General features: G+C 71.9%; 18 protein-coding genes and 3 pseudogenes. 8 read left to right on the top strand and 13 right to left on the bottom strand.

Translation table 11 applies throughout. The annotated features are described in order from the left end of the window. Window positions 1-27: 27 nt before the first annotated feature. The gene (locus ACZOOI_RS40990) at window positions 28-879 is read right to left on the bottom strand and encodes an SDR family NAD(P)-dependent oxidoreductase (RefSeq protein WP_465281897.1); all 852 of its coding nucleotides are present in this window, start codon (window positions 877-879) and stop codon (window positions 28-30) included. Next, window positions 876-2,279, bottom strand: a complete 1,404-nt coding sequence (locus tag ACZOOI_RS40985; protein ID WP_465281896.1) for an L-fuconate dehydratase — start codon at window positions 2,277-2,279, stop codon at window positions 876-878. The genes ACZOOI_RS40990 and ACZOOI_RS40985 overlap by 4 nt, the downstream gene beginning before the upstream one ends. 271 nt (window positions 2,280-2,550) lie before the next feature. Between ACZOOI_RS40985 and ACZOOI_RS40980 the strand changes: the two genes are divergently transcribed. Further along, the gene (locus tag ACZOOI_RS40980) at window positions 2,551-3,390 is read left to right on the top strand and encodes a fumarylacetoacetate hydrolase family protein (RefSeq protein WP_465281895.1); all 840 of its coding nucleotides are present in this window, start codon (window positions 2,551-2,553) and stop codon (window positions 3,388-3,390) included. Between the two features lie 41 nt (window positions 3,391-3,431). On the opposite strand, the gene ACZOOI_RS40975 is transcribed toward ACZOOI_RS40980, so the two are convergent. After that, complete coding sequence (locus ACZOOI_RS40975) at window positions 3,432-4,103, bottom strand: FadR/GntR family transcriptional regulator (RefSeq protein ID WP_465281894.1); 672 nt, start codon at window positions 4,101-4,103, stop codon at window positions 3,432-3,434. Window positions 4,104-4,705: 602 nt separating this feature from the next. Here ACZOOI_RS40975 and ACZOOI_RS40970 point away from each other — a divergent pair. Further along, window positions 4,706-4,984, top strand: a complete 279-nt coding sequence (locus ACZOOI_RS40970; protein ID WP_391584527.1) for a hypothetical protein — start codon at window positions 4,706-4,708, stop codon at window positions 4,982-4,984. A gap of 221 nt (window positions 4,985-5,205) precedes the next feature. On the opposite strand, the gene ACZOOI_RS40965 is transcribed toward ACZOOI_RS40970, so the two are convergent. Next, window positions 5,206-5,562 (bottom strand): ArsR/SmtB family transcription factor, encoded by a 357-nt coding sequence (locus tag ACZOOI_RS40965; protein ID WP_465281893.1) that lies wholly within the window; start codon window positions 5,560-5,562, stop codon window positions 5,206-5,208. A gap of 141 nt (window positions 5,563-5,703) precedes the next feature. On the opposite strand from ACZOOI_RS40965, the gene ACZOOI_RS40960 reads away from it, so the two are divergent. After that, window positions 5,704-6,837: a cation diffusion facilitator family transporter gene (locus tag ACZOOI_RS40960; RefSeq protein ID WP_465281892.1), complete on the top strand. Its 1,134-nt coding sequence runs from the start codon at window positions 5,704-5,706 to the stop codon at window positions 6,835-6,837. Between the two features lie 830 nt (window positions 6,838-7,667). Beyond that, window positions 7,668-7,907: a hypothetical protein gene (locus tag ACZOOI_RS40955; protein ID WP_465284211.1), complete on the top strand. Its 240-nt coding sequence runs from the start codon at window positions 7,668-7,670 to the stop codon at window positions 7,905-7,907. Here the strand turns inward: ACZOOI_RS40955 and ACZOOI_RS40950 are convergent. Further along, the gene (locus tag ACZOOI_RS40950) at window positions 7,859-8,176 is read right to left on the bottom strand and encodes an MFS transporter (protein ID WP_465281891.1); all 318 of its coding nucleotides are present in this window, start codon (window positions 8,174-8,176) and stop codon (window positions 7,859-7,861) included. The genes ACZOOI_RS40955 and ACZOOI_RS40950 overlap by 49 nt on opposite strands. Before the next feature lie 42 nt (window positions 8,177-8,218). On the opposite strand from ACZOOI_RS40950, the pseudogene ACZOOI_RS40945 reads away from it, so the two are divergent. Continuing rightward, window positions 8,219-8,976 (top strand): annotated as a pseudogene (locus ACZOOI_RS40945) (SAM-dependent methyltransferase). 1,087 nt (window positions 8,977-10,063) lie between these two features. Here ACZOOI_RS40945 and ACZOOI_RS40940 read toward each other — a convergent pair. Beyond that, window positions 10,064-13,323: pseudogene (locus ACZOOI_RS40940) on the bottom strand (BTAD domain-containing putative transcriptional regulator). A 181-nt stretch (window positions 13,324-13,504) separates the two neighbouring features. Here ACZOOI_RS40940 and ACZOOI_RS40935 point away from each other — a divergent pair. Continuing rightward, on the top strand, window positions 13,505-14,374 hold the full coding sequence (locus ACZOOI_RS40935) for a polysaccharide deacetylase family protein (protein ID WP_465281890.1): 870 nt from the start codon (window positions 13,505-13,507) through the stop codon (window positions 14,372-14,374). Between the two features lie 162 nt (window positions 14,375-14,536). Here ACZOOI_RS40935 and ACZOOI_RS40930 read toward each other — a convergent pair whose 3' ends face one another. The 6 genes and pseudogenes from ACZOOI_RS40930 to ACZOOI_RS40905 form a co-directional block, all read right to left on the bottom strand. Further along, window positions 14,537-15,880, bottom strand: coding sequence for a nitrate/nitrite transporter (locus ACZOOI_RS40930; protein WP_465281889.1), 1,344 nt, complete (start codon window positions 15,878-15,880; stop codon window positions 14,537-14,539). Between the two features lie 184 nt (window positions 15,881-16,064). After that, window positions 16,065-16,433: a nitrite reductase small subunit NirD gene (gene nirD, locus ACZOOI_RS40925; protein WP_465281888.1), complete on the bottom strand. Its 369-nt coding sequence runs from the start codon at window positions 16,431-16,433 to the stop codon at window positions 16,065-16,067. Next, window positions 16,430-18,973 carry a nitrite reductase large subunit NirB gene (nirB, locus tag ACZOOI_RS40920; RefSeq protein ID WP_465281887.1) on the bottom strand — a complete coding sequence of 848 codons (2,544 nt, stop codon included), beginning with the start codon at window positions 18,971-18,973 and terminating at the stop codon, window positions 16,430-16,432. Before nirB ends, nirD begins: the two co-directional genes overlap by 4 nt. 407 nt (window positions 18,974-19,380) lie before the next feature. Beyond that, a complete protein-coding gene (locus ACZOOI_RS40915; RefSeq protein WP_465284150.1) occupies window positions 19,381-20,211 on the bottom strand; it encodes an NAD(P)/FAD-dependent oxidoreductase in 831 nt (276 codons plus the stop codon). A 783-nt stretch (window positions 20,212-20,994) separates the two neighbouring features. Beyond that, window positions 20,995-21,315: pseudogene (locus ACZOOI_RS40910) on the bottom strand (FAD-dependent oxidoreductase); the annotation flags it as partial. A gap of 384 nt (window positions 21,316-21,699) precedes the next feature. Beyond that, on the bottom strand, window positions 21,700-24,006 hold the full coding sequence (locus tag ACZOOI_RS40905) for a molybdopterin oxidoreductase family protein (protein WP_465281886.1): 2,307 nt from the start codon (window positions 24,004-24,006) through the stop codon (window positions 21,700-21,702). Window positions 24,007-24,196: 190 nt separating this feature from the next. On the opposite strand from ACZOOI_RS40905, the gene ACZOOI_RS40900 reads away from it, so the two are divergent. Next, a complete protein-coding gene (locus tag ACZOOI_RS40900) occupies window positions 24,197-25,324 on the top strand; it encodes a uroporphyrinogen-III synthase (protein ID WP_465281885.1) in 1,128 nt (375 codons plus the stop codon). A 309-nt stretch (window positions 25,325-25,633) separates the two neighbouring features. Then, complete coding sequence (locus ACZOOI_RS40895) at window positions 25,634-25,909, top strand: hypothetical protein (RefSeq protein ID WP_465281884.1); 276 nt, start codon at window positions 25,634-25,636, stop codon at window positions 25,907-25,909. Window positions 25,910-26,298: 389 nt separating this feature from the next. Here the strand turns inward: ACZOOI_RS40895 and ACZOOI_RS40890 are convergent, their stop codons facing one another. After that, the gene (locus ACZOOI_RS40890) at window positions 26,299-26,793 is read right to left on the bottom strand and encodes a peptidylprolyl isomerase (protein WP_391584510.1); all 495 of its coding nucleotides are present in this window, start codon (window positions 26,791-26,793) and stop codon (window positions 26,299-26,301) included. Window positions 26,794-26,995 lie beyond the last annotated feature (202 nt).

Raw genomic sequence — 26,995 nt, 5'->3', positions numbered from 1 at the left:
GACTCCAGGATCCCGGTCGTGATCGGGTTATTCCGGCCGCAGCCGCAGTCCCTGCATGCCGCCGTCGACGGCGAGCGAGGTACCGGTGGTCGAGGCCGCCAGCGGGCTCGCCAGCGAGCAGATCGCGAATGCGACCTCGTCCGCCCCGACGAGCCGGCCCATCGGCTGGCGGGCGTCGAGGGCCGCCCGCTCGCGCGCGGGGTCGGCCGCGGCGTCCAGCAGTCGGCCGATCCACGGGGTGTCGGCGGTGCCGGGGTTGACGCAGTTCACCCGGATGCCCTCACGGACGTGGTCGGCCGCCATCGCCAGGGTCAGCGCCAGCACCGCGCCCTTGGAGGCGGAGTAGAGCGCGCGTTGCGGGAGACCAGCGGTCGCGGCGATCGAGCACGTGTTCACGATCGCGGCGTGCGCGGACGCTCGCAGGTGCGGCAGCGCGGCCCGGGTGACCCGAACCAGGCCGACGACGTTGACGTCCAACACCCGGTGCCACTCGGCGTCCTCGTTGTCGGCGACGGTGCCGGCCGCGCCGATCCCGGCGTTGTTGACCAGGATGTCCAGGCCGCCGAGCAGCGCGGCCGCGTCCCGGACGGCCGCGGTGACCGAGGCGTCGTCGGCGACGTCCGCGGTGAACGAGGACAGTTCCGGGTCGCCGGCCAGGGCGGCCGGGTCGCGGTCGAGCACGGCGACGGTCGCGCCGCGGGCGGTCAACATCCGGGCGGTGGCCAGCCCGATGCCGGACGCGCCGCCGGTGACCAGGGCACGCAGGCCGGCGAAGTCTCCGGCCGACGGCGGGGCCGGCGCGGAGGCCGAGGACGAGACGGCCGGGGCGGACGAGCCCGGCGAGGAGGACGGGTTGGACGGGCCGGCCGGCTTGCTCATGCGGACACCTCCACGACAGGCGCCTGTGCGGCGCGATCGGCGACCCAGAACTCGCCGTCCGGGTAGCGGAATCGGGCGATCGAGGCGGGATTCATGGTGGACGAGAAACCGGGTGCGGACGGCGCCCGGTAGTTGCCGTCGGCGATCACAACCGGGGCGAGGAAGTGCTCGTGCAGGTGGTCGACGTACTCGATCACCCGGTCCTCGATCCGGCCGCTGACCGCGACGTAGTCGAACATCGAGAGGTGCTGGACCAGTTCGCACAGGCCCACGCCGCCGGCGTGCGGGCATACCGGGACGCCGAACTTGGCGGCCAGCAGCAGGATCGCAATGTTCTCGTTGACGCCGCCGACCCGGCACGCGTCGATCTGTACGAAGTCGATCGCCTCGGCCTGGAGCAACTGCTTGAAGACGATCCGGTTCTGCACATGTTCGCCGGTGGCGACCTTGATCGGGCTGATCGCCTTGCGGATCGCCGCGTGGCCCAACACCTCGTCCGGGCTGGTGGGTTCCTCGATCCAGTGCGGGTCGAACGGGGCGAGCGAGCGCATCCAGACGATCGCCTCGTCCACGTCCCAGCGCTGGTTGGCGTCCACCGCGATGCGGATGTCCGGGCCGACGCTCTCCCGGGCGATCCGACAGCGCCGGACGTCGTCGGTCAGATCGGCGCCGACCTTGAGCTTGATCTGGGTGAAGCCCTCGGCGACCGCCTCGCGGCACAGCCGGGCGAGTTTGTCGTCGTCGTAGCCCAGCCACCCGGGGGAGGTCGTGTAAGCGGGATACCCGCCGCGACGCAGTGTTTCGGCCCGCTCGGCGCGGGTCGGCTCGGCGCGGCGCAGGATCGCCAGCGCGTCCTCGCGGGTGAGCGCGTCGCCGAGGTAGCGGAAGTCGACCAGGTCGACGATCTCCTCCGGCGTCAGGTCGGCGAGCAGTTGCCACAGCGGCTTGCCCGCGCGTTTGGCCCTGAGGTCCCACGCGGCGTTGACGACCGCGGAGATGGCCATGTGCATGATGCCCTTCTCCGGGCCCAGCCAGCGGAACTGGCTGTCGCCGACCAGGGATCGGGAGAACGCGCCCAGGTCGTCGAGCAGTTCGTCCAGCGGCCGGCCGACCACGTACGGACGCAGCGCGTCGATCGCGGCGACCTGTACGTCGTTGCCGCGCCCGATGGTGAACGAGAAGCCGTGTCCCTCGTGCCGGTCGGCGGCGTCGGTGCGCAGGACGACGTAGGCGGCGGAGTAGTCCGGGTCCGGGTTCATCGCGTCGGAGCCGTCCAGGTCCCGAGAGGTCGGGAAGCGGATGTCCGTGGTCACGAGTTCGGTGACGACGGGTCGGGTCGGTGTCGTGGGCCGTTCGGGTCGAGCGGGCGGGCTCACGCCGTTCGGGTGCTGCGGGGTCACGTATGGCTCCTCGGTTGTCGGCCGTGCGTCCCGGCCGCCGCGAACGGGGTGGGTTCCCGGTGGCGGGGTGTCCGGGACGGGCTGGGCCCGGACACCCCAGACATCCGATGTATACCGTGGGTGGCGTGCGTACGTCCAGCACTCGTCGGATGAATATCGCGATAGGCGGGCACAGTAAGCCATAATCGACTTGTTTCAACCCTCTACTATGACCTATACATCGGATGACTTATTCGACAAGAGCAAGACGCGATCACTCGAGGAGACCGTTGTGAAGCTGGTCCGTGTAGGCGAACCCGGTTGTGAACGCCCGGCCGTCCTGGATGCCGACGGGACCCTGCGCGACCTGTCGGGAGTGGTCCGGGACATCGACGCCACGCTGCTCGCGGACCTGTCGGTGCTGCCCGACCCGGCGAGCCTGCCGGTCCTGGACGCGACCGGCCTGCGCTACGGCCCGCCGCTGGCCCGACCCGGGAAGATCGTGTGCGTGGGCCTGAACTACCACGACCACGCGCGCGAGACCGGCGCCGACATACCGACCGAGCCGATCGTGTTCATGAAGGCCCCGGACACCGTGGTCGGCCCGAACGACACGGTCCTGGTGCCGCGCGCGTCCCTGGCCACCGACTGGGAGGTCGAACTCGCGATCGTGATCGGCCGCACCGCCGCATACCTGACGGCCGATCAGAACCCGCTGGATCACGTGGCCGGGTACACGATCAGCCACGACGTCTCCGAGCGGGACTTCCAGTTGTTCCGCGGCGGTCAGTGGGACAAGGGCAAGAACTGCGCGACCTTCAACCCGCTCGGCCCGTGGCTGGTCACCGCCGACGAGGTGCCCGACCCACAGGCGCTGGCGCTCACCCTGAGCGTCAACGGCATGCTGCGCCAGAACGGCACGACCGCCGACATGATCTTCCCCGTGGCGTTCCTGGTCGAGTACCTGTCGCAGTTCATGACGCTGTACCCGGGCGACGTGATCAACACGGGCACCCCGGCCGGCGTCGCGCTCGGTCAGCCCGAGCCCAAGCCGTACCTGCGCGCCGGCGACACCGTCGAACTGGCCGTCACCGGCCTCGGCACCCAGCGCCAGACCTTCGCCGACGCCTGAGCCGCCCGACGCGCGGGACGGCCGCCCCGCCGGACCGCGCGTCAGGCCACCTTGCGCAGCCACTGCTCGACACCCGCGATGTGGGCCGTCGAGCACGCCCGCGCGGCCTCCGCGTCGCCGCTCTCCAGTGCGTCCACGATCGCCTGATGCTCGCGCACCGTACGCTCCCACGAGTCGCTCTGGGTCAGACCGCGCCAGACCCGGGCGCGCATCGTCGGACTGGACAGCGAGTCCAGCAGCGAGCACAGCACGAGATTGCCGCCGAAACCCGCGATCGCCTGGTGGAAGCGCAGGTCCTGCTCGATCAGTTGCTCGGCGGAGGGATGCGGCTCGTCGACCTGCGCGAGGCCGCGCAGCTCGGCGATGCCCGCGGCGTCGATCCGAGCGGCGGCGAGCGCGGTCGCGGCCGGTTCCAGGATCCGCCTGACCTGGAGGAAGTCGAGCACGCTCCGGTCGTGGTGGAAGTCCACGACGAACGCGATCGCGCCCATCAACAGACCGGGTTCCAGACTCGTCACATAGGTGCCGTCACCCTGCCGCACGTCCAGGATCTGGATCAGCGACAACGCCTTGACCGCCTCGCGCAGGGAGTTGCGGGACAACCCCAGCTTGGCGGCCAGGTCCGCCTCTTTCGGAAGCTTGTCGCCGGGCCGAAGCTCCCCGGAGACGATCATCTCCTTGATCCTGTCGATGGCCTCATCCGTCACAGCCATGCCGATGATCCTTCCAGAGGTCCGATGACTTCCAGTATGACGGGCCGGTGCACAAGAAGACAGGCCGGTCGGGTCGCCACCCGCCGGCCGGCCCGCTCGCGGCACGCGGTCGCCGTCACACCGGCCCGGGTGCCGGTCGTGTCCGCGGCACCGCCGGTTCGGACAACACCGTCCCGAATGGGCCTCATCGGCAAGCCCTCCAGGCCACCGAGGGTGCCGAGGGCGCCGCCCCCGCGAGCCACACAGCCGGCGTCGACGGCGCCCGCAATCCGCTCGGGCCCGAGACGCCGGCGCTCGAGCTGTCCGGGGAGGTTGCGTACAGGCCGCCGTCGGGTACGGCGCAGCGCACCCGCAGCCCCTCAGCCCTCCGACCTTCCGCGGCGTGCCCCGTCGTCCCGATATCCCGTCGTTCCGTCGGCTCGGGTGCTCCACCGGTCGGACCGTCCCGAGGCACGGGATGCGGGGCCCGTGGTGCGTCGAGCCGCGCAGATCGAGCGAGCGGCCACGCAATGTGATCCAGGTCACACAATCCGTGTCATACCGGGTGTCGTCACCGAACGTGTACGGGATGTCCGCTTTTCGCACTTCCAAGGAGTTCCATCATGCGTCTCCGCAACTTCGTCCTCGGCCTCGCCACCGGCAGCGCCGTCCTGGCCGGCACCGTGCTGGGCGCGGCGCCCGCCCAGGCGGCTCCCGCGACGGTCGCCTGCACCCACCCGTGCCACCCGCCGGCCAGCCCCGGCTACACCTACATCACCGACTACTACTGGGCCAGTGCGTGCAACGACACCGGCAACCAGGGGATCAACGCCGGCCGCTGGTCGACCTACCAGTGCACGGGCGGCGGCCAGTTCGAGAACTACGAGCTGTGGGTGAAGTAGCCACCCCGACCCCGGCCGTCCGCCGATCCCGCGGCCGTGGCACCACCCTCGGCGTCGTCCCCACCGACCACCCGTCGGCGGGGACGACGCACCGCACCGGACCCGGGCCGGCCGCCGCGTGAACGGTGGCCCGAGAGCGAGCCCGCGGCACGCGGCACGCGGCATGCGACTCCGAGGAGTGCCCGGCTGCGTGAGCCGGGAGTGGCCGGGTCGGGTCGTGGTCAGTCGTGTGGTGGGAGGTTGCCGATGCGGTGGTCGGCGACCCGCAGGGCCTCGGCGACTAGACGGTTGACGTGCCCGTGGGGCAAGGCGTAGACGACGCGGCGGCCTTCCTTGCGGGTGATCACGAGTCCGGCCAGGCGCAGCCGGGCGAGATGTTGGCTCACGGAGGTGCGGCTCGCGCCACACGCCTCGGTCAGGGTGCCCACATCGGCCTCGCCCTCGGCCAGGCGTCGCAGCAGGGCCAGTCGGGTGCGGTCCGCCAGCAGGGTCAGGACCTCCACCGCGACCGCGTATCGCTCGCTTTCGTCATGCACCTGCGCATCGTACGCAAATGATAAGTGCATGCGTGCGCTCATACGCACATAATTGGGCAGTGCGGCCTGCCGACGACGAGCCGAATCGGCGGGTCGGGCACCAAGCACAGCGCAGAAAGCACAGCGCGCGGAACACGCGACGCCGACCGCCGACCGCCGACCGCCGACCACGAGGATGCCGCCGTGCCCGAGACCACGCCGGACCACCCGCACGACCATCGTGAACACGAACACCAACACGCACACCGACACGTGCGCCCCGAGTCCGAGCCCGGCCCGGGGCACGCCCACGCTCACTCCCACGCCCAACCCCACGGGACCGGCCGCCGGTCCCGAATACGCCACGTCGTGACCCACGCGCTCGCCCCCCACTCGCACGAGGCATCCGACCGAATCGACCCGACCATGGAGGCGTCGGCGGACGGTATGCGCACGTTGTGGGTCTCACTCGCGATCCTGGGCGCGACCACCGTCCTGCAAGCGTTCGTCGTGGTGTGGTCCGGGTCGGTCGCGCTGCTCGGCGACACCGTGCACAACGGCGCCGACGCCCTGACCGCCGTGCCGCTGGGCATCGCGTTCGTCCTCGGTCGCCGCGCCGCGACCCGCCGCTTCACCTACGGCTACGGCCGCGCCGAGGACATCGCCGGGATCGTCGTCCTGCTCACCATCGTCGCGTCCTGCGTGTTCACCGCCTGGACCGCGATCGACCGCCTGTCCCACCCCCGGGAGATGTCACACCTACCCACCGTCGCGGTCGCGGCCGTGGTCGGCTTCGTCGGGAACGAGTGGGTGGCCCGCCTCCGCATCCGCACCGGACGCCGCATCGGCTCCGCCGCCCTGGTCGCCGACGGACTGCACGCGCGCACCGACGGCTTCACCTCGCTGGCCGTGCTCCTCGGTGCCGCCGGTGCCGCGCTCGGGTGGACGTCGGCCGATCCGATCGTGGGTCTGCTGATCACCCTGGCGATCCTGGCGGTCCTCAAGGACGCCACGCGCGAGGTGTTCCGGCGGTTGATGGACGCCGTGGACCCGGCACTGGTCGACACCGCCGAGCGCACGGTACGCGCGGTGCCCGGTGTGCTGGAGGTCGGCGAACTGCGGATGCGCTGGATCGGCCATCGCCTGCGCGTCGAGGTCGCCGTGATCGTGGACGCCGATCTCGACCTGCGCAGCGCCCATGGCCTGGCCGTCGCCACCGAACACGCCCTGCTGCATGCCCTCCCCCGCCTGGACGCCGCGTTGGTCCACACCGACCCGGCCACACCCACCGACGGCCACGATCCGCACGCCGCCCTGGCCCACCACTCCCGCACCTGAACACGTCGCACTCTCATCGGGCCCGCCGCCGGCGAAGCGGGGCCCAAGCGCTCCCGAAGACGCGCAACCCGCCGGCCGTCGAACCGCCCGGCGACCCGGTCGCCAACCCAATCCGGGGCGTGCGCAGCCGACATCCGCACGCCCCCGCGGCGCCCCCGCGGCGCGTTCGCGCGCCCGCCACCGCGCCGTCGAGCCATCGGGACACCGCCACCTGCCGACCGGTTTTCCACCGGCTCCCACCCCCGCGGGGGTCCCACTCCGACTCGGCCGACCCGTACGGCCTAAAGCTGCCACGGACAGGGCCCATTCGTACTCGGTCCGGCCCGGCCTGGACTGCTCCGCGTCCGGGGCCGCACAGAGCCATCGGACGCGGCGCCGCCGGGGCGACGGCGCCCCGCCGCACACCTACGGCTCGGCGGGATCGGGGCGCACAGCCGGCACGCGCTCGGCGAGTCGAGGGCGACCAAGCAATCGGGCGACCGAACGACCGACTGACCGATCGACCGGCCCGCCTCGACCCGACCCGGCGGCGCGGTCAACGACCGTGCGCCGGCCGCGAGACGTCGCCCAACTCGACCCGATTGGCACAGCGCGCCCGACCGAGCAGGTCGCGACCCGGCAGCCGGACGCGAATCCGCAGGTACCGGCCCTGCGCGGCCTCCGCCGCCGATTCCCCCGCCGCCACTCGCGCAGCGCGGGTCCGGAAAAACCCGAGGTGGGCGGCGCCGCGTCCACACCGCCGTTCGGGTGATCGGCGATCGGCCGGCCGACCCGCCGTCCGCGCCCGTGGTACCTGTGGAGTGGCCTTTCCGGTCGGAGAAGGAGGATTCATGTCCGACACCGTCCGTCCCGATGTCGACGCCACACCGACGGCCCGGGATTCCCGGCTCACCGTGACCGTGTACCGGGTCGACCCGCACGGTACCCGGCTGATCCGAGGCTCCCGCGTCCATCAGGGAACTCCGCCGTCGATCCTCGCCTTCCCGGAAGAGCCCCCCTGCCGCTGCTCCGCCGCCTGCCGCTACCCAAACACCGACGACCCGCACCCGGTCGGCTCACCCGAAGGGTGATCCCCGCCCCGGCATGGAACGGAACACGCAGAACAAAGGAATGCGCGGTGAACCCGGCCGCCACGCCTGCCCGTAGCCGAGCAGAAGGCAACGCCCGTCAGCAGCACGATGGTTGCCATGTCGCCCGCCACCGCCGCAGCGAGTGCGGCGACCAACAGGGCCCGGACCGGATCGACGAGCCACAGGATGCGCCGGCGGTCGAGGCGGTCCGCCAGTACGCCCGAGGGTAGGCCGAGGAGCAGCCAGGGTGCCTGTTCGGCCGGCGACACGGCCGCGATCTGCGCGACAGCTCACCGGAGTTGCTCGAAAAGCTGGTCGTCGCGTACGCGGACCGCTTTCGCGCCCAACCCGGGTACCGCCGCGTCTGGCCGGTGGACCGGGTCCTGGGCGAGCAGTTACAGAAGTCCTTCCCGCAGATCGTCGACATCGCCCGCGCCTCCCGTCGGTTCCAGGCACGCGCGGTGCGCCACCTGGCGGGCGAGGCCGGGGTACGGCAATTCCTGGATCTGGGCACCGGGTTGCCCACGGCCGAGGCCACTCACGAGGTGGCCCAGCAGGCCGCTCCGCAGGCGCGCATCGTCTACGTGGACAACGACCCGATCGTGCTCGCCCACGCCCGCGCGCTCCTGTCCGGTCCGGCCGCCCTGAGGGAGCCACCGCCTACGTGCCGGCCGATCTCACCGACGCCGAAACCGTGTTGCGCGAAGCCGGCAGGACGCTCGACCTGAGCCGACCGATCGCGCTCATGGTGCTCTCCACCCTGGGTCATGTCACCGACGACGCCCGCGCCGCCACCCTGTTGCGCACCTATCTGGACGCATTCCCCGCAGGCAGCCACCTGGTTTTGTGCGACACCGTCGAAACCCCGCTGACGCGCGCCGCATCGGACGAGTACGCCGACGGAGGCGCCCTCCCGTACGTCTCGCGTCCCGCCGACGTACTGCGCTCCTTCGCCGACGGCCTCGACCTCCTCGAACCCGGCTTCGGCTCGATCAGCCTGTGGCGCCCCGACGAGCCGGTCACCACCGAGCCGGTCGACCAATGGGGATTCGTCGCCGTCAAACGCTGACCCCGACCGGTGCGACGAGGGCGAGAGTCGGCGCGAGTCGGCAGAGCACGGTCGTAAGGAAGCTCGCGGGAATCACCGCAATCACCCTCGACTGTGCGGATCCCGCGAAGCTCGCCGAGTTCTACCGACTGACCGAGCGACCGGCCGAACCGGTCAGACCCACCGGAAGGCTCGGTCCGATCGAACCAATCGAACCGGTCGGACCGGCCCGACCGGCCCGACCGGTCGGGCCCAGGCTCCCCGGCGTCGATGCGAATCCTCGTGGGGACATGTTCCCCTCGTTCCGATCACTTCCGCGGGGGCGCCCCGCGCCGGGCTGCGCGTCGGCCCCCGGAGGTCGATTCCGAGGTCCCTCCGGTCAGTTCTCCGATCGCGTGCGTGCAGCGTTCGGTCACGCCCATGCATCGCGGGCAGAACATCTCGTGCCGGCGTCGGCCCTCGCCGATGCCGACGTCGTCGAGCCCCTGCGTCGGGCCGACGCCGTGCCGTACCGAGCCCTTGCGGCCCGGCGACTGCCAAGCGGCATTCGGCGTGTTCGGGGCCGTTCTCGTCCTGCGCATGTTCGCTCCATCCGAAATGATCCGTCGCCTTCACCAGGTAAGCCGCCGGCAACGCATTGCGCATGCCCGAGAACGAGCCCGGCGCGCCGCCAAGCCCGCCCGGGACCGGAAGAACCCGCCCCCGGCCATGCGCCCGCGCGGGTGAACACCCACCGCGGACCACACGCACGCCTCCCGCTCGCCACGCCGACCATCGCATCCACCCCCGGCCCCCAGCCCCCTGCCCCGGCAGCGCATGGACACGATCGGCCGTCGGCACCCGCATCCCCCAGCGGTGCCCCGACGAAGGCCGTCCCCTCGCGTGAGCCGACGAAGCCGCCGGCCCCGCCCATCGCACCCGCCTCCGCCTCCTGCCCCGGCAGCGGCCCCGACCCGGCCCCGGCCCCGGCAGCCGTTTGCAGCCAACACCCCAGCCACGACTCAGCCGATGACCGCGCAGCCCCCACCGACGGCCCACGACAATCGGGGACGCAGTCACCGCCCCCGGCAACCCGGAAACCCTGCCACCCAGTCACCCGTTCGGCGGCTCACCCCGCGGCGGCCAAAATCTCCGTAGCGTTTCGGGCCGTCGTCTCCGGGGGCGATGTGGCGCCCCGGGTGAACGCGGCGGTGAACGCCGCCGGGCCCAGTGTCGCCGTCACGGCCCGGGTGATCCGGTTGACGTCGATGCGCTCGGCGGCCGGCAGCGGCGCGCCCACGCCGCGCCTGGCCGCGTCCGCCGCGCCGAGCAGACGGGCCGCCTGCTCCGCCGCAGCAACCGTGCCCGCGAGCAAGGCCGCGCCGGCCAGGCCCTCCAGGGACAGGGCCAGCGCGCGCGGTTCGGCGAGCGAGCGCGCGATGTCCAGGCTGCGCAGGTGATGGGCGAGCGCCCCGGCGGCGTCCCCGCGCAGTTCCTCGACGAAGCCCAACTCCGCCTCGAGCAGATGTTTCCCGGCCGGCGAGGAGAGTTCGGCGTCCCGCATGTGCACCAGGTACGCCTCGGCCTCGTCGAGATCGCCGGAGCGCCGTGCCCCCAGCGCCAGGCCCATCAGCGCGTGGATCTCGCCGTACTTGTAGCCCTGCTCGACGGCCGCCCGTCGCGCCTGTTCGTGCAGCTCGCGGGCGCGCTCCCACGCGTGTTCGAGCAGCGCGAGTCGGCCCAGGCCGGACAACCGCGCGCAGACCTCGACCGCCAGACCCAGTTCCCGGGCCGGCCGCAGGCCCTCGTGATGGAGACGCGTCGCATCGGCGTGGTCGCCCTTGATCTCGGCGAGTGCGGCCAGCGGTTGTACGGTCTGCGCCTCGCCCCAGCGGTCGCCGACGGCCCGGAAGAGTGCGGCGCTGCGCAGGCCGTCCTCGCGCACCGCGTCGAGATCGCCGCGGATCAGCGCGCACATCGCCCGCAGCGCGAGCCCCGCGGCGGTGCCCCACCAATCGCCGTCGGCGTCGAACCGGCCCAGCGCGCGATCGTTGACCGCCTCCGCGGCGCGCACTTCGCCCCCGTTGAACAACCCGTACGCGTACAGCCACAACGCCGGCGCGGGCACCGCCGGATCGGCGACGGCCGCATCCGAGTCCGTCGGGGACGTCGGACGGTTCCCGGTGAGCAGGGTGAACGCGTCGTAGAGCAGGCGTAGTTCGGCCGCCTCGGGCACCGCGTCCAGGATCCGCCCGAGCCGCCGCCGCGCCTCGCCCGGCCGCCCGCGCAGGAGCCACCACCAGGCCAGCGCCGCGGCGAAGCGCCGGGCCGGTTCCGCGCCCATACCCTGGCCGGCCCCCGGGTCCGCGTCCGCCGACGCGTGTCGGATCGCCGCGTCCAGCGCCGCGTACAGGTTGGCCGACTCCGCGTCCAGGCGCTCCAGCCACTCCCGTTGCCCGTGGTCGCACAGGCGCGGTCGCGCGCGTTCGGCGAAGTCGAGGTAGTAGGCCAGGTGTCGGTCCCGGACGGCCTCGGCTTCCTCGGTCCGGGCCAGTCGTTCCTGCGCGTAGGCCGCGACGGATTCGAGCAGGCGATAGCGAGGCGCCGTGTCGCCGGCGCCGTCGACCATCACGACCAACGACTTCTCGACCAACCGCGCGAGCAGGTCGACGACCTCGTCCGGCCGCACCCCCGCACCGGCGCAGACCGCCTCGGCCGCCGCCGGCGTGCAGCCGTCCCGATGTACCGAGAGCCGGCACAGGATGATGCGCTCGCGGGTACGGAGCAGGTCCCAACTCCAGTCGATCATCGCTCGGAGCGTCTCTTGCCGGGCCGGGGTGCCGCGGCGTCCGGACGTGAGCAGCCGGAAGCGGTCGTCCAGGCGGGCCGCCAACTGGGCCATGCCCAGGGCCCGTACCCGGGTGGCGGCCAACTCGAGGGCCAGCGGGATGCCGTCGAGCCGCAGGCAGACCTCCGCCACCAGGTCCCCGATCTCGCCGGGCGCGGTCGCCGCCGCCGGCGAGAAACCCGGGGCCGACGCGGCGGCGCGTTCGGTGAACAACCGCACCGCGTCGTCCCGCTGCAGCGGCTCGACCTGGAACACCGTCTCGCCGGGCAGCGCCAACGGCTCGCGGCTGGTGGTCAACACCCGCAGTCCGGGCGCGCCGGCCAGGAGCCGGCCGGTGAGTTCGGCGGCGGCTTCCACCACGTGTTCGCAGTTGTCCAGGACCAGCAGCACCCGCCGGTCGCGCAGCGCCGCCACGAGCCGCTCCGCCGTCGAGCGGCCGGGCGCCGGCCCGAGTCCGTCGTCGCGGACCCCGAACACGTCGCAGATCACCTGTGCGAGTTCGGCCATTTCGCCGCCGCGCCCGGCGAGTTCGACCAGCCGTACGCCGTCGGGCACGTACTCCGCGGCCTCCCGCGCGAATCGGCCTGCCACCTCCAGGGCGATTCGGGTCTTGCCCACGCCGCCCGATCCGGTCAGCGTCACCAGGCGCGTACGTTCCAGGAGCGGCCCGAGTTCGGTGACGGCCTGTTCGCGCCCGATCAGCGGGGTCAGCGGGACGGGCAGCCGAACCTCGGGCGCAGCGGCGGGCCCTCGGGTGTCCGGCCGGCCGCGGGCGGCGTCCGCAGCCTGCGCGACCGGCGCCGCCGGGCGCGGCGACTCGTCCTGGCGCAGGATCGCCGCGTGCAGGGCGACGAGTTCCGGCCCGGGATCCAGGCCCAGTTCGTCGGCCAGGCGCTCGCGCAGGTCCGCGTACGAGGCCAGCGCCTCGCTTTGCCGACCGGCGCGGTACAGCGCCCGCAGGTGCACCGCGCGCAGCCGCTCACGCAACGGATGTTGCGCGACCGGGCCCGCGAGTTCCGCCGCGAGCACCGCGTGCTCGCCCGCCTCCAGCCGCGCGCCCGCGTGTTCCTCGACGGCGACCAGGCGCAGTTCCTCCAGCCGCCGGGCGGCCGGCCGGGCGAACTCCTCGTCGGCGAAATCGGCATACGCCGGACCGCGCCACAGGCCGAGTGCCCGGGCGAGCGTCGCGGACCGCTCCCGTGGATCGCCCTGCGTCCGGGCTGCTCCACCAGGGCCGCGAAACGGTGCGCGTCCAGGTCGGCGTCGACGGCGTCGATCCGCTCCAGGAGCAGCCGATATCCGGGCGCCTGGTACACCACCCGGTCCCGGCCCAGAGTCCGGCGCAGTACGGAGATCCGGGTCTGGAGCGCGTTGCCGGGTCGGCCGGGCGGGTCGTCGCCCCACAGGTCGTCGACGAGCCGGTCGGCGGAGACCGTACGGCCCTCGTAGGTCAACAGGTCGGCGAGCAGCGCGCGGACCCCGGTCTCGGGGACCTTGATCGGTTCACCGTCGTCACCCCATACCGCCAGTGGACCCAACACCCGAACCGCATCGAACCACCGTACACAGCGGCTCCGGGTGACCCCTCAGCGGATCCTCAGTGACCCCTGAGCGCCGGGGAGCACAGTCGTGTCCATCGCCGGAAGGACGCACCGAAAGCGCCCGATCCGGACAGTTCCACCGAACGGGTTCGGCACGAACCCCGAGACCGGAGGCAGCACCATGGACAACGCCCTGTACGACTACAGCCCGATCGTGGACCGCGAGCCGATCCACTGGCCCGACGGTGCCCGCGTCGCCTTCTACGTGGGTCTGAACGTGGAGCACTTCCTCGTCGGGACCGCGTCGACGAGCATCAACCAGGCGACCGCGGGCCTGGTCCCGGACCCGCTGAACTTCGGCTGGCGCGACTACGGCCCGCGGGTGGGCATCTGGCGGATGATGGAGGCGTTCGACAAGCACGGGATCCGGCCGAGCGTTTTGCTCAACTCCGACGTGGTCGAGCACTACCCGCAGATCATCGAAGCGGGACTGGCCCGCGACTGGGCCTGGTTGGCGCACGGTCGCAACAACTCGACGCTCCAGGCGGACGTGGCCGACGACGAGCGCGCCTATCTGAAGCACGTCGTCGAGACGATCGAGAAGGCCACCGGCCGACGTCCGCGCGGATGGCTCGGCCCGGCGCTCACCGAGACGTTCCGGACCCCGTCGCTGCTGGCCGAACTGGGCCTGGACTACACGCTGGACTGGACCAACGACGACCAGCCGTACCGGCTGAACGTGCCCGGGATGTCGAGCGTGCCGTACTCGCTCGAACTCAACGACCTGGGCCTGTTCACCGCGCATGCGCTCAGCGGACCGGACTTCGTGCAGGTGGTCAAGGACCAATTGGACCGGCTGTACGAGGAGTCCGCCGACAGCGGTCGGGTCATGTCCCTGGCGCTGCACCCGTTCGTCACCGGTCAGGCATTCCGGCACAAGTACCTGGACCAGGCACTGGAGTACGTCGCCAACCACCCCGGCGTCTGGCTCACGACGAGCGACGAGATCGCCGAGCACTACACCCGGACGACCGCACCGACGGCGGGATGAGCCCGGCCGGTACGACGCAACCCCCGGTCGTCCGGGCGTACCCCCCGGCCCACCCCCGGCCGGCGCCGCCGAGCCCGGTACCTCGGCGCAACCGCGTGCGCGTAACGCCGACCGGCGGTCGATCCCTGTCGGGACCGGCCGCCGTGTCGAACGCGGTTCGGCTCACACGCCCGCCAACCGCCGCGCCGACGGTCGCAGGTACACCGCCCACGTGACCGCCAGGCACAGTCCGTAGAACGCGAGGAAGGCCAGGTAGGCGGCGTCGCCCCGACCGGAGTTCAGGAACGACTCGCGGAAGGCGATGTTGACCAGGACCCCGCCCAGCGCGCCGATCGCCCCCGCAATGCCCATCAGCGCCCCGGACTTGCGCCGCGCGGCCGGACCCGGGCCGAGCTTGGCCGCGAAGATCGCCGGGATCATCTTGTACGCCGAGCCGTTGCCCAATCCGCTGAAGACGAACAACAGCACGAAACCGGTCAGGAACAACCCGAGGGACTCCTGCCGCGAGGCCAGATAGACCACGAGCGCGGCGCCGGCCATCGCGACGAAGTTCCAGAACGTGACCCGCGCGCCGCCCCACCGATCCGCGAACCACCCGCCCACCGGGCGCACCAGCGAGCCCAACAGCGGTCCCAGGAAGGTCAGGTAGGCCGCCTTGACCGGAGTGGCGAACTCCGCGTGGAACTGCACCTGGAGCACCTGCCCGAAGGCGAACCCGAAGCCGATGAACGAGCCGAACGTGCCGATGTACAGCAGCGACATCACCCACGCATGCGGCTCCCGGGCGACCTCGCGCATCGCGCCCTTGTCGTTGCGCAGCGCGGGCAGGTTGTCCATGTAGCGCGCGGACAACAACGCGGCGAGCACGATCAGCGGGATGTACACCACGAGCAGCAGCCGAGGATGCTCCGCGCCCGCCGTGGCCAGCACCGCGAGCCCGACCAACTGCACCGCCGGCACGCCCAGGTTGCCGCCGCCGGCGTTGATCCCGAGCGCCCATCCCTTCAGCCGCTGCGGATAGAACGCGTTGATGTTCGCCATCGAGGAGGCGAAGTTGCCGCCGCCGACCCCGGCCACCGCGGCGACCGCGAGCAACGTGCCGTAGGAGACGCCCGGTTCCAACACGATCGCGATCGCCGTCGTGGGCAGCAGCAGCAACAGTGCGCTCACCACGGTCCAGTTCCGGCCGCCGAAGCGGGCGACCGCGAACGTGTACGGAATCCGCATCGCACCGCCGACCAGGGTCGGCACGGCGGTCAGGGTGAACTTCTGCGCGGGGTCGAACCCGTAGGCCGGGCCGAGGAAGAGCACGATGACCGACCACAGGCTCCAGACCGAGAAGCCGATGTGCTCGGACAGGACCGAGAAGATCAGATTGCGCCGAGCGATCCCGGCCCCCGCCTGCGCCCAGAACGCCTCGTCCTCGGGCCGCCAGTCGTCGAGCGGTCCGGACCCGGGGGCGGCGATGGGTCCGGCCGTGCTGGTGGTTGTCGTTGTCGTCGTCACTGGGACCTGCCTGTCCGAGGGGGAATACCGGCTGATGCTCCGTCACGCTAGGAACGGCAGATTTCGGCGCACTACGTCGTGTCGGTCGCCGGCGCTACAAGTCGCTCAGCATCGGTGTCGAAGCGGTGTGAGAATTCCGGGAACGACCCGGCAGGCAACGGTTTCGCGCACGCCCTCCGCTCCGTCAGCGCGTTCGAACCGCCCATGTCCGCAACGCCGCCGGCTGCCCGTCGGGGGCCTCGTCCTCGTCCAGACAGGCACCCGTACGAAGGTCGAACACCTGCTTGTACATCGGCGACGCAACCGTGGGCACCTCGCCCCGCTGCCCGACGATGCCGCGCGACATGACGTACGCGCCGCTGAACGGGTCGCGGTTGGCCAACGCGTACAGCCGCCCCGCCCGGTCGCGAAACACCGCGACCTGGTGGCCCTCGATCAGGACCGCGACACCGCGACCCGGCACGAGGTCGGCGTACGAACACACCGGCATCCACCCGGTTTCGCCGGCGATCTCGACGGTGAGCATGGTCGTCGACTCGATACTTGTCGTCATCGGCCGCGTACCTCCAACTTCTCGAACAGAACGGGCTTGATCTGGTCCCGCTCGGCGGTGAACCGAACGGTGGGGTCGGGAGTCCCGGGCGCGTTGACGAATGACACGAACCGGCGGACCCGGTCCGGGTCGGCCAGCGTCGCCGCCCATTCGTCCCGGTAGGTGCCGATGTGACGGTCCATCAATTCGTCCAGGTCGGCGCAGATCCCGAGCGAGTCGTCGATGATCACGGCGCGCAGGTGATCGAGGCCGCCCTCCATCCGTTCCACCCACGACGCGGTGCGTTCGAGTCGGTCGGCGGTACGGATGTAGAACATCAGGAAGCGGTCGATGGTGCGGATCAGCGTGTCGCGGTCGAGGTCGCTCGCCAGCAGGTCGGCATGCCGCGGGGTCATCCCGCCGTTGCCGCCGACGTACAGGTTCCAGCCCTCGGCAGTGGCGATCACCCCGAAGTCCTTGCTCTGCGCCTCGGCGCACTCGCGGGCGCACCCGCTCACCGCGGACTTGAGCTTGTGCGGCGAACGCAGCCCCCGGTACCGCAGTTCGAGCTCGATCGCGAGGCCGACCGAGTCCTGGACGCCGTAGCGGCACCAGGTCTCGCCGACGCACGACTTCACGGTCCGCAGCGCCTTGCCGTATGCGTGGCCCGACTCGAAGCCGGCCGCGACCAACCGTCCCCAGATCTGCGGGAGTTGGTCGACCGTCGCACCGAACAGGTCGATTCGCTGGCCGCCGGTGATCTTCGTGTACAGGCCGAAGTCGCGGGCGATCTCACCGATGGTGATCAGGCCCTCGGGAGTGATCTCGCCGCCGGGGATGCGCGGGACGACCGAATACGAGCCGTTGCGCTGGATGTTGGCGAGAAAGTGGTCGTTGGTGTCCTGAAGCGCGGCCTGTTCGCCGTCGAGGATGTGACCCTGGGCCAGACTCGCCAGGATCGAGCCGACGGTGGGTTTGCAGACGTCGCACCCGTCGCCGCCCGACGCGCCGGCACTGCCGTGCTCGTCGATCAGCCGGGTGAAGGACGTGATGCCCTTGACCCGAACGATCTCGTACAACTCGGCACGGGTGTGCTCGGCGAAGTGCTCACACAACCCGCGCATGCTTTCGATGCCGGCCGCGGCCAGTTCGTCGGTCACGATCGTGCCGATGAGCTTGACGCAACTTCCGCACCCGGTACCGGCCTTGGTGCACCTCTTGACGGCGGGAAGATCGAGGCAGTCGTGGGCGGTGACCGCGTTTCGGATCTCCGCCTTCGTCACCGCGTGGCACGAGCACACCACCGCCTCGTCCGGAAGCTCGAACCGCACCGGCGCACCCATCGACGCGGGCAACACGAGTTGCTCGGCCGGCACCGGCAGGGCGCCGCCGGTCAGCGGCCGCAACGTGCCGTACGCCTCCGCGTCACCGACCAGAACGCCGCCCAGCAGCCGTCCGTCCGATCCGATGACCAGCTTCTTGTACACGCCGGCCCGGGTGTTGGAGTACAGCACCTCCACGCACCCCTCGGCCGTTCCGTGCGCATCGCCGAAACTGGCCACCTCGACGCCGAGCAGCTTGAGTTTGGTCGACAGATCCGCACCGCTGAATCCGTCCGTCCCGGCGCCGGCGATCTCGGCCGCGGCCACCTCGGCCATCGCGTATCCCGGTGCGACCAGCCCGTACACGCGCCCGTCCGCGGCCAGCGCACACTCGCCGACGGCCAGGATGTGCGGATCCTCGGTCCGGCAGCGTTCGTCCACGACGATGCCACCGCGCTCACCCACCGCGAGGCCCGCGGCCCGGGCGAGTTGGTCCCTGGGGCGTACTCCGGCCGAGAACACCACCAGGTCGGCGGCCAGTTCGCTGCCGTCGGACAACGTCATGCCGGAGACCCGCCCGTCGTCACCGGTGGTGACGGCCTGCGTCCCCGCACCGGTGTGGACGGTCACCCCCAGCTCCTCGACCTTGCGCCGCAACACCTCGCCGCCGCCGTCGTCGACCTGAATGGCCATCAGGCGCGATGCGAACTCGACGACATGGGTGTCCAGCCCCATCGCGGTCAGCGCTCCGGCGGCTTCGAGTCCGAGCAACCCGCCGCCGACGACGGCTCCCACCCGCGCACCGCGCGCGGCGGCCTCGATCGCCTCGACGTCCTCGATGGTGCGATACACGAAACACCCGTCCGCGTCGTGGCCGGGCACCGGCGGCACGAACGGATACGACCCGGTCGCCAGCACGAGCACGTCGTACGGCACGCTGCGGCCGGTCCGGGTGGTCACGGTGCGGCCGACCCGATCGATCGCCTCGACGGGATCCCCGAGCCGAATGTCGATCTGGTGCCGCCGCGCGAACTCGGCGCTGCACAAGGACAGTTCCTCTGCCGTCGTGCCCGAGAACCAGGACGTCAGGTGCACCCGGTCATAGGCCCGCCGCGGCTCCTCGGCCAGCACGGTGACTGCGAACCGCCCACCGGCCTGCTCGACCAGCGCCTCGACGAACCGCTGCCCCACCATGCCGTGACCGACCAGTACCACATTCGTCTTCCCGACATCACTCACGACCGACTCCTCCAACAACGCCAAGACACCCCGGACCCACGACCACCACGAACCCACTCACCAACCCACGCCCCCACCTCCCGACCCCTCTCCGCCCCCGACCGCGCCGGCCGGACCCCCACCGCCGGCCCCGGCATCACCATCACGGGCCAACACCCGCCCACACCGTCGACGCGGCGGCACGAACCGGCCTGCACGAGGCGGCGGCCCATTCGGACAGCGAAGGTGAAGGTGGTCGGGCTGGGGCTCTCGATCCGCAACAACGGGTGCGCCGGCCCGAGTCGGGTTCACCCCGTCGGTGCGGCCCCGCGACGTGGCGGCTCGGTGTGCCGGCGGCGTCGGTCGCTGGGGGCGGCCCGGGTCGTTGCGGTGACGCCGTCGGGCGGCGGCGGTCGTGGGAGACGTGGTCATCGGTACGCTCCCGGCACTGCCAACAGGTGGAGCGGGTCGGCCGGCAGCGGATCATCGCGTTCGAAGGCGCGGGTCAGGGCGCCGGCGGTGGCGAGGTCACCGATCAGGATCCCGGCGACGAGCCGGTCGCCGCGCATGACGAGCTTCTTGTAGGCATTGCGCGTCGGATCGGCCAGGCGTACGACGTCGTCGCCCGCCCGGGCACCCGTCGCACCGAACGCCGCGACCGCCAACGGCCCGGCCGTCAGCCGCATCATCGTGCGCGACCCGGCGTAGCGCTCGCCGCCGCCGGTGAGGTGCGCGGCCAGGACGTCGGCCTGATCCCACGCCGCCGCCGCAAGGCCGTGTACGTCCCCGGCGAACTCGGCGCAGTCCCCGATGGCATAGATGCCAGCGGCCGAGGTGGCGAGCCGGTCGTCCACCACGATCCCGGTATCGACCCGCAGGCCCGCGTCGCGGGCGAGCGCCACCCTGGGACGGACTCCGCAGGCAAGCACGACCAGGTCCGCGTCGAGCACGTGTCCGTTGGCGAGTTCGACGCCGGCGACATGCTCCGTGCCGGTCAGTGCCCGAGCCCGATTGTCGAGGTAGACCGTGACACCGAGTTCGGCGAGGCCACAGAGCAACGCACTCGCGGCTTGGGCGTCGAGATGACGCTCCATCAAGTGCGGCCCCTGATGCACGATTTCGACCGCGACCCCCAACGCCGCCAAAGCCCGCGCGGCGCTCACACCGAGAACGCCTCCCCCGATCACCACGGCCCGCTCGGCCCTGGGCGCGGCATCGGCCAGCGCGGCGCAGTCGTCCAGAGAACGGAACGCGTGCACACCGCCAAGCAACTCCAGATTCGGCTCGCCACGACTCGGCGGGGCGGGTGCGGGGGTCGGCGCGGCGGGCTCGGGCGCGGACGCGGCGGGCGTGGGCGCGGACGCGGCGGGCGGCGATGCGGGCGCGGGCGCGGCGGCCGCAGCGGGCTCGGGCTCGGGCGCGGACGCGACGGGCGGCGCAACAGTCGGCGCGGCGGGCCCGATGGCCGCGGCCGATCCATCGAGCCCTGCCGGCCAACCCGGCCCGGTCGGCGCGCCTGGGGCGATGGACCGGTCCGGCGCGCCCGGGACGATCGAACCTGTCGGGGCGGTGGGGGAGGTCGGGGCGGCCGAGGAGGTCGGAGCAGTCGGCCGGGTCGGGGAGGTCGCGTCGACCGGCGAGGTCGGCCCGAGCGGGGCGTTCGAAGCGCCCGGGTCCGCCGGCGAGGTCGGCCCAGTCAGGGAGGTCCGCCCAGCCGATCCAGCCGACCCGTCGTATCCGGCTGGCCCGTCGTGACCGGCCGGCCCGTCGTATCCGGCTGGCCCGTCGTGACCGGCCGGCCCGTCGTATCCGGCTGGCTCGTTGTGACCGGCCGGCTCGTTGTGACCGGCCGGCTCGTTGTGACCGGCCGGCCCGTTGTGACCGGCCGGCCCGGCGAATCGGGTCGATCCCGTCCGCCCAGTCGACCCAGTCGACCCGATCAGCCCGGCCGGCCCGGCCACGGTTTGCCCGGTCGGCCCGGTCGGCCCCGCCGAGGTGAAGGGGCTGTACGGCCTGCCGGCAACGCGCAGGTTTCGCATCGGTGGCAGCACGGGCCCGGCGCCGGTCGCAAGCACGATCGCATCGAACGAATGCACCTCGCCGTCGGCCAACCGAAGAGAGCACCGCTCCGCATCAAGAGCACTGACCCGCACCCCGACCCGAACCACTGCCGACGGCCCGACCGGCAGCCCGATCGCCTCGGCCCCGAAGCGAGCACTGAGCACATCCGCGAGCAGTGCTCTGTTGTACGGCGGATACATCTCGTCCCCGAACACCGTCACGGAAATCTCGGGATCCCGTGCAGCGATCTGCTGCGCAAACCGCGCCGCCGCCATCCCCGCTCCCACCACCCCAACCCGCATCGCGATCACCTTTCACAACCAAGAGCACCGCTCACACTCATGAGCACCGCTCCACCAGAACGCCACCACTTCCGACCGCGCGACCTCGCAAGAGCACTGCTCGCATCAATGAGCGGTGCTCTGCCCCGGGCACCACGCCTTCCACGGCCATTCGAGAGCACTGCTCATATTCGAGAGCACCGCTCACCGAGGACCGACCCACACCAGAACACCCCACCCACCCGAGAGCACCGCTCACCGAGGACCGACCCACACCAGAACACCGCACACAACCGAGAGCACCGCTCACCGAGAGCCGACCCACACCAGAACACCGCACACAACCGAGAGCACCGCTCACATCGGCGAGCGCCGTTTCGGCGAGCTCCCGCAACCGGCATGCCATCACGCGCCTTCCCCGTCAGCGCTGCTGCCGCCAACCCCGATCCCGCTCAACGCAACGCCCTCGCCCCCGACCCCGCCCCCGCCCCCGCCCTCACTCCGACCCCCGCCCGACTCGGCACCACCCCCGCGCTCCCCCGCCCCCGGCTCGACGTTGGCGACCCGGTCGAGCCGGACCGCGCAGACCTTGAACTCCGGCATCCGCGAAACCGGGTCCAGCGCCGCGTTCGTCAGCGAGTTCGCCCGCCCCGCGCCCGACCAGTGGAACGGCATGAACACCGTTTCCGGCCGGATCTCCCGCGAAAGCCTCGCCGGCGCGACCGCGCGTCCTCGCCGACTCGTGACCGCAATCGGATCGCCCTCGCCCACCCCCATCCGCCCCGCCAGGTCCGGGTGCAGTTCCACGAACGGGCCGGACGCCGCCCGATTCAGGGTCGGCACGCGGCGGGTCTGGGCGCCGCTCTGGTACTGGCTCAGCACCCGGCCCGTGGTCAGATACAGCGGATATTCCGCGTCCGGCTCCTCCGCCGCGGCCCGGTGCGTCGGCGCCGCGAAGCGGGCCCGTCCGTCCGGTGTGGCGAAGCGGTCCAGGAACAGCCGCGGCGTACCCGGGTGGGTCACCTCCGGGCAGGGCCAGAACACGCCCTCCTCGGCCCGGATGCGGTCGTACGTGATCCCCGCGTAATCCGCCGCGCCGCCCGCCGACGCCCGGCGCAGTTCGTCGAACACCTCCTCCGCGTCCGTCGCGAAGCCGCGCTCGACACCCAGCCGCCGCGCGAGCGCGTTCAGCGTGTACAGGTCCGTCCGCACGCCCTCCGGTACCGGCAGGGCCGCCTGACGCAGGATCACCCTGCCCTCCAGGTTCGTCGTGGTTCCGTTCTCCTCGGCCCACTGGGCACTGGGCAGCACGACGTCGGCCAGCGCCGCCGTCTCGGACAGCACCACGTCCGCCACGACCAGGAAGTCCAACGCCGCGAGTCGGGTCTCCACGTGCGCCGCGTTCGGCGCGGACACCACCGGGTTCGAGCCCATCACGAACAGGGCGCGGATCTCGTCGCCGCAGGAGTCCAACAGCTCGTACGCGGAACGCCCGGGTCCCGGCAGCGAGTCCGCGTCCACGCCCCAGACGCCCGCCACGTGCGCCCGCGCGGCCGGGTCCGTGATCATTCGGTAGCCGGGCAGTTGGTCGGCCTTCTGGCCGTGTTCGCGTCCGCCCTGCCCGTTGCCCTGGCCGGTCAGGCAGCCGTACCCGGACAGCGGCCGGCCGGCCTTGCCGGCTGCCAGGCACAGATCGATCCAGGCCCCGACGGTGTCCACGCCCTTGCTCTGCTGCTCCGGGCCGCGGGCCGTCAGCACCATGGCCGCCGGCGCCGAAGTGAACATTCGGATCGCTTCCCGCATCGCCTCCACCGGTACGCCGGTGATCCGCTCGACCCGCTCCGGCCAGTGCGCCATCGCCGCCGCCTGCGCCGCGTCGAAGCCGACCGTGCGGGCCGCCACGAACTCCTCGTCCACGTGCCCGTCGGCGATCAGCAGGTGCAGCAGGCCCAGCGCGAGCGCCAGGTCCGTACCCGGTACCGGCTGAAGGTGCAGATCGGCCTCGGCCGCCGTCCGGGTCCGGCGCGGGTCAACGACCACCAATCGCCCGCCGGCCGCGCGCATGTCGGTGAAGTAGCGCAGGGCCGGCGGCATCGTGTCCGCCGGATTGGCCCCGACCAGGATCACGCAGCCGGTCCGGGCGATGTCCTCCATCGGAAACGGCAGCCCACGATCGATCCCGAACGCCGCCTTGCCCGCAGCCGCCGCCGAGGACATACAGAACCGGCCGTTGTAGTCGATGTTCGCCGTGCGCAGCACCACCCGCGCGAACTTCCCCAACAGATAGGCCTTCTCGTTGGTCAGTCCGCCGCCGCCGAACACCCCGACGGCATCTCGCCCGTACGCCCGGCCGGCGTCCGCCAACCCGGCCGCGACCCGGTCCAGCGCGTCGTCCCACTCGGCCTCGCGCAGCACCCCGTCGGCACCGCGTACCAGCGGCGCGGTCAGCCGTACCCCACGCCGCAGCACCTCGGCCGCGCTCTGCCCCTTGCCGCACAACGCACCACGATTGACCGGAAACCCGGGCCGCTCGACAACCTTGACCGCAACGTCCCCGGCCCCGGAGGCACCCGCGGCCCCCAAGGCACCCGCCGCACTCACCGCACCCGGCCCGGCCCCCGAGCCCGGCTCGGCCCGCAGGCCCATCCCGCACTGCAGTGAGCAATACGGGCAATGGGTGTCCGTCGTCGTGATCCCGGCGTGCGTCGTCATGTCGGTAGCGTCGCGAGCTACGGTTACGCCGCCTGGTCTGCGATGTTGCGCCGACGGTACGGCTGTCTCACCGGGCCCGGTGCCCGTCGTGAGAACCGTGACACCGAAGAGCCCCACGAAAACCCCAGACCTAACCCCGGGGTGATCACGCCGCAACACCCCCGTAACGCCGACCCTCCACTCTCGTCACATGGTTACTCGGACAAACGCCGCCGAACCCCTCGTCGGGCTCACGGTCGGCGTCACGGCCGCCCGGCGCCGCGACGAACTGGTCACCCTGCTCGAACGTCGCGGCGCAAAGGTCGTGGGCACCGCGACGCTCAGCATCATCCCGTTGCGCGAGGACCACGTACTGCGTCTCGCCACCGAGCGCTGCCTGGTCGAACCGCTCGACTACGTGGTCGCGACGACCGGCGTGGGCTGGCGCGGCTGGATGAACGCGGCCGAGGGTTGGGGACGATCCGCCGAGTTGCGCCGAGCCTGCGAGGCCGCGACGGTGATCAGCCGCGGCCCCAAGGCCACCGGAGCGGTTCGGGCCTCGGGGCTGCGCGAGACGTACTCGCCCGGCTCGGAGGCCAACGACGAGCTCCTGCACTGGTTGCTCGCCCGGGATCTGAGGGGCCGTCGGATAGCGCTCCAGGAACATGGCGCGCCGCTGGAGGGGTTCGCCTCGATCCTGCGCGAGCGCGGCGCCGAGGTGATCGAACTGCCCGTGTACCGATGGGGACCGCCGGAGGATCCGGTCGCGGTGCGCCGCCTGGTCGAACAGGTGACCCGACGCGAGCTGCACGCGCTCACCTTCACCAGCGCACCAGCGATCGGCGCATTCCTCCAGACGGCCGACGAACTCGGGCGACGCGAGGAGGTGTTGGCCGCGCTGCGGACGAGCGTGCTGCCCGTGTGCATAGGCGGGATCTGTGCCAAGCCGCTGACCGACGAAGGCGTGGATGCGGTGTGGCCGGAGCGGGGACGGCTGGGCTCGCTCGTGCGTACGGTCACCGAGACGCTGCCCGGGCGGGTTCGGCGCGAGTTGGACACCGGTACGGATCGCCTGATCCTGCAGGGCAGCGCGGTGCTGGTCCAGGGTGGCGTGATCTCGTTGTCGCCGGTGTCGGCGGCGGTCCTGCGTGCGCTGGCCGAACGACCGGGCTGGGTGCTCAGTCGAGCCGAACTCCTGCGCCGGGTCTGGCGTGACGCCTCCGCCGACGAGCATGCGGTCGAGGCCGCCGTGGCCCGACTACGCACCTCGCTCGGCCCGCACAAGGGGCTGATCAAAACCGTCACGAAACGCGGCTACCGCCTGGCCGTGGCAACCTGACGCAGCCGAAGCCGTGCCCGGAGCCGCCCGACGCCACGAACTCCCCTCGCCCGCACCGCCGACAGGGCCCGCACCGCCGACAGGGCCCACCCGGCGGCCGGTCACCCGCCTCGCCCTGACGCCCATCGCGCCACGTCGCGCATCGCGCCACGTCGCGCACCGCGCCGCCCCCGGCGTTGCGCGCCGTATCGGGAGCAGGCATCGTCCCGAGAGCGGTAAAACGACCGAGGCCCGTCTGCCGTCCGTCCGTCGAGGGGAGTTCCGCGTGTGAATCCCGAATGCCCCCGGTGCAAGCGGGAGTTGACGTCCATGGAGGTACTTCTCGATCAGTACCGGGATCCGCGGGTGCCGCGCCCCGAACCCTGGTGGCAGTGCCCCGGCTGCGAGTGGTTCGGCTGGGAGAGCCATGCGGGTGAGTTGGTACCGATGCGACGCCCGACCGGCATCGAGTCGAACTGCTGGTTCTGCGGCAAGACACGGGCCAACGCGGTCGGCGCGGCCGTACCGGTGGAGAACGGCGAGGTGCAGGATTGGATGGTGTGCCTGATGTGCGGCACAAGCAATCCCCGTCGCTACAAACCCTGAACGCCACGGCCGGTACGACACGCGGACCAGGACGTCACGACACGTCACGGCCGGCTCACCCGGCCTGGCAACTCGCGGCACGGCCACGGCCCGCACCAGGCACGCCACGAGCGGCACCTCAGGCGCCCGCACATCGCAGGCGCGAGGCAAGGCCCGGCCGGGCGCGCCACGATCGTGCACCGGTATCGGACCTCGAAACACCCCAGGTCCAGTAGAGGAAGGCACCCTCCCGGAGAAGGGCACGCGCCGCCCGGGGGGCGCCGGCGAACCGACCGGCGCCCCCCGGGCGCAGCGCAACGGCAGGTCGCGCGTCACACCGCGCCCGGGGAAGGTACGGACGAGCCCGACGCGTGGCCGGGGCTGCGTGCCGCTGGTGTGGCGTGGGTCGGTCAGTCCTTGACGATGCCCGAGGCGGCGACCACGATCTTGCCGTTGGTGGCGCCGGAGCGCGAACCCAGTGCCTCGATCCGGTCGACCAGTTCCTTGCCCTCGACGACCTCGCCGAAGACGACGTGCTTGCCGTCGAGCCACGAGGTGACGGCGGTGGTGATGAAGAACTGCGAGCCGTTGGTGTTCGCACCGGCGTTCGCCATCGACAGCAGGTACGGGCGGTCGTGCTTGAGCTTGAAGTTCTCGTCGGCGAACTTCTCGCCGAAGATGCTCTTGCCACCGGTGCCGTCGCCGCGGGTGAAGTCGCCACCCTGGAGCATGAACTCCGGGATCACCCGGTGGAACGGCGAACCGGCGTAGCCGAAGCCGTGCTCGCCCGTCGCGAGTTCGCGGAAGTTCCGGGCGGTCTGCGGGACGACCTCGTCGAAGAGGGAGAAGACGATGCGGCCCTGGGGGACGTCGTTGATGCTGATGTCGAAGTAGACGTTGCTCATGGCGCCCATCCTGCCCTATTCGCGCGGGCCCACCCGTCCCGGGCTTCCCCACCCCACCCCACCGGCGCTCTCGACGCCCCGAACGGCGCCCCGCTCACCACCACGATTCGCCGGGCCCCCACCCGCACGCACCCCGGCGTGTCGCGCGCACCGAACGGATCGGCACCCGTCTCGAACACCGCCGCACCCGCTCCCACCGACA

It is taken from the genome of Embleya sp. L77 (assembly GCF_055557415.1).
The sequence above is the reverse complement of the archived record's forward strand: the minus strand, read 5'-3'. Positions and strand labels throughout refer to the sequence as shown.

Bases quoted from the DNA above. Each gene is read 5' to 3' on its own strand.
- ACZOOI_RS40900 (WP_465281885.1), top strand. From the start codon at position 24,197: ATGGTTACTCGGACAAACGCCGCCGAACCCCTCGTCGGGCTCACGGTC.
- ACZOOI_RS40990 (WP_465281897.1), bottom strand. From the start codon at position 879: ATGAGCAAGCCGGCCGGCCCGTCCAACCCGTCCTCCTCGCCGGGCTCG.
- nirD (WP_465281888.1), bottom strand. From the start codon at position 16,433: ATGACGACAAGTATCGAGTCGACGACCATGCTCACCGTCGAGATCGCC.
- ACZOOI_RS40955 (WP_465284211.1), top strand. From the start codon at position 7,668: ATGTCCGACACCGTCCGTCCCGATGTCGACGCCACACCGACGGCCCGG.
- ACZOOI_RS40935 (WP_465281890.1), top strand. From the start codon at position 13,505: ATGGACAACGCCCTGTACGACTACAGCCCGATCGTGGACCGCGAGCCG.
- ACZOOI_RS40975 (WP_465281894.1), bottom strand. From the start codon at position 4,103: ATGGCTGTGACGGATGAGGCCATCGACAGGATCAAGGAGATGATCGTC.
- ACZOOI_RS40965 (WP_465281893.1), bottom strand. From the start codon at position 5,562: ATGAGCGCACGCATGCACTTATCATTTGCGTACGATGCGCAGGTGCAT.
- ACZOOI_RS40905 (WP_465281886.1), bottom strand. From the start codon at position 24,006: ATGACGACGCACGCCGGGATCACGACGACGGACACCCATTGCCCGTAT.
- ACZOOI_RS40890 (WP_391584510.1), bottom strand. From the start codon at position 26,793: ATGAGCAACGTCTACTTCGACATCAGCATCAACGACGTCCCCCAGGGC.
- ACZOOI_RS40895 (WP_465281884.1), top strand. From the start codon at position 25,634: ATGGAGGTACTTCTCGATCAGTACCGGGATCCGCGGGTGCCGCGCCCC.
- ACZOOI_RS40970 (WP_391584527.1), top strand. From the start codon at position 4,706: ATGCGTCTCCGCAACTTCGTCCTCGGCCTCGCCACCGGCAGCGCCGTC.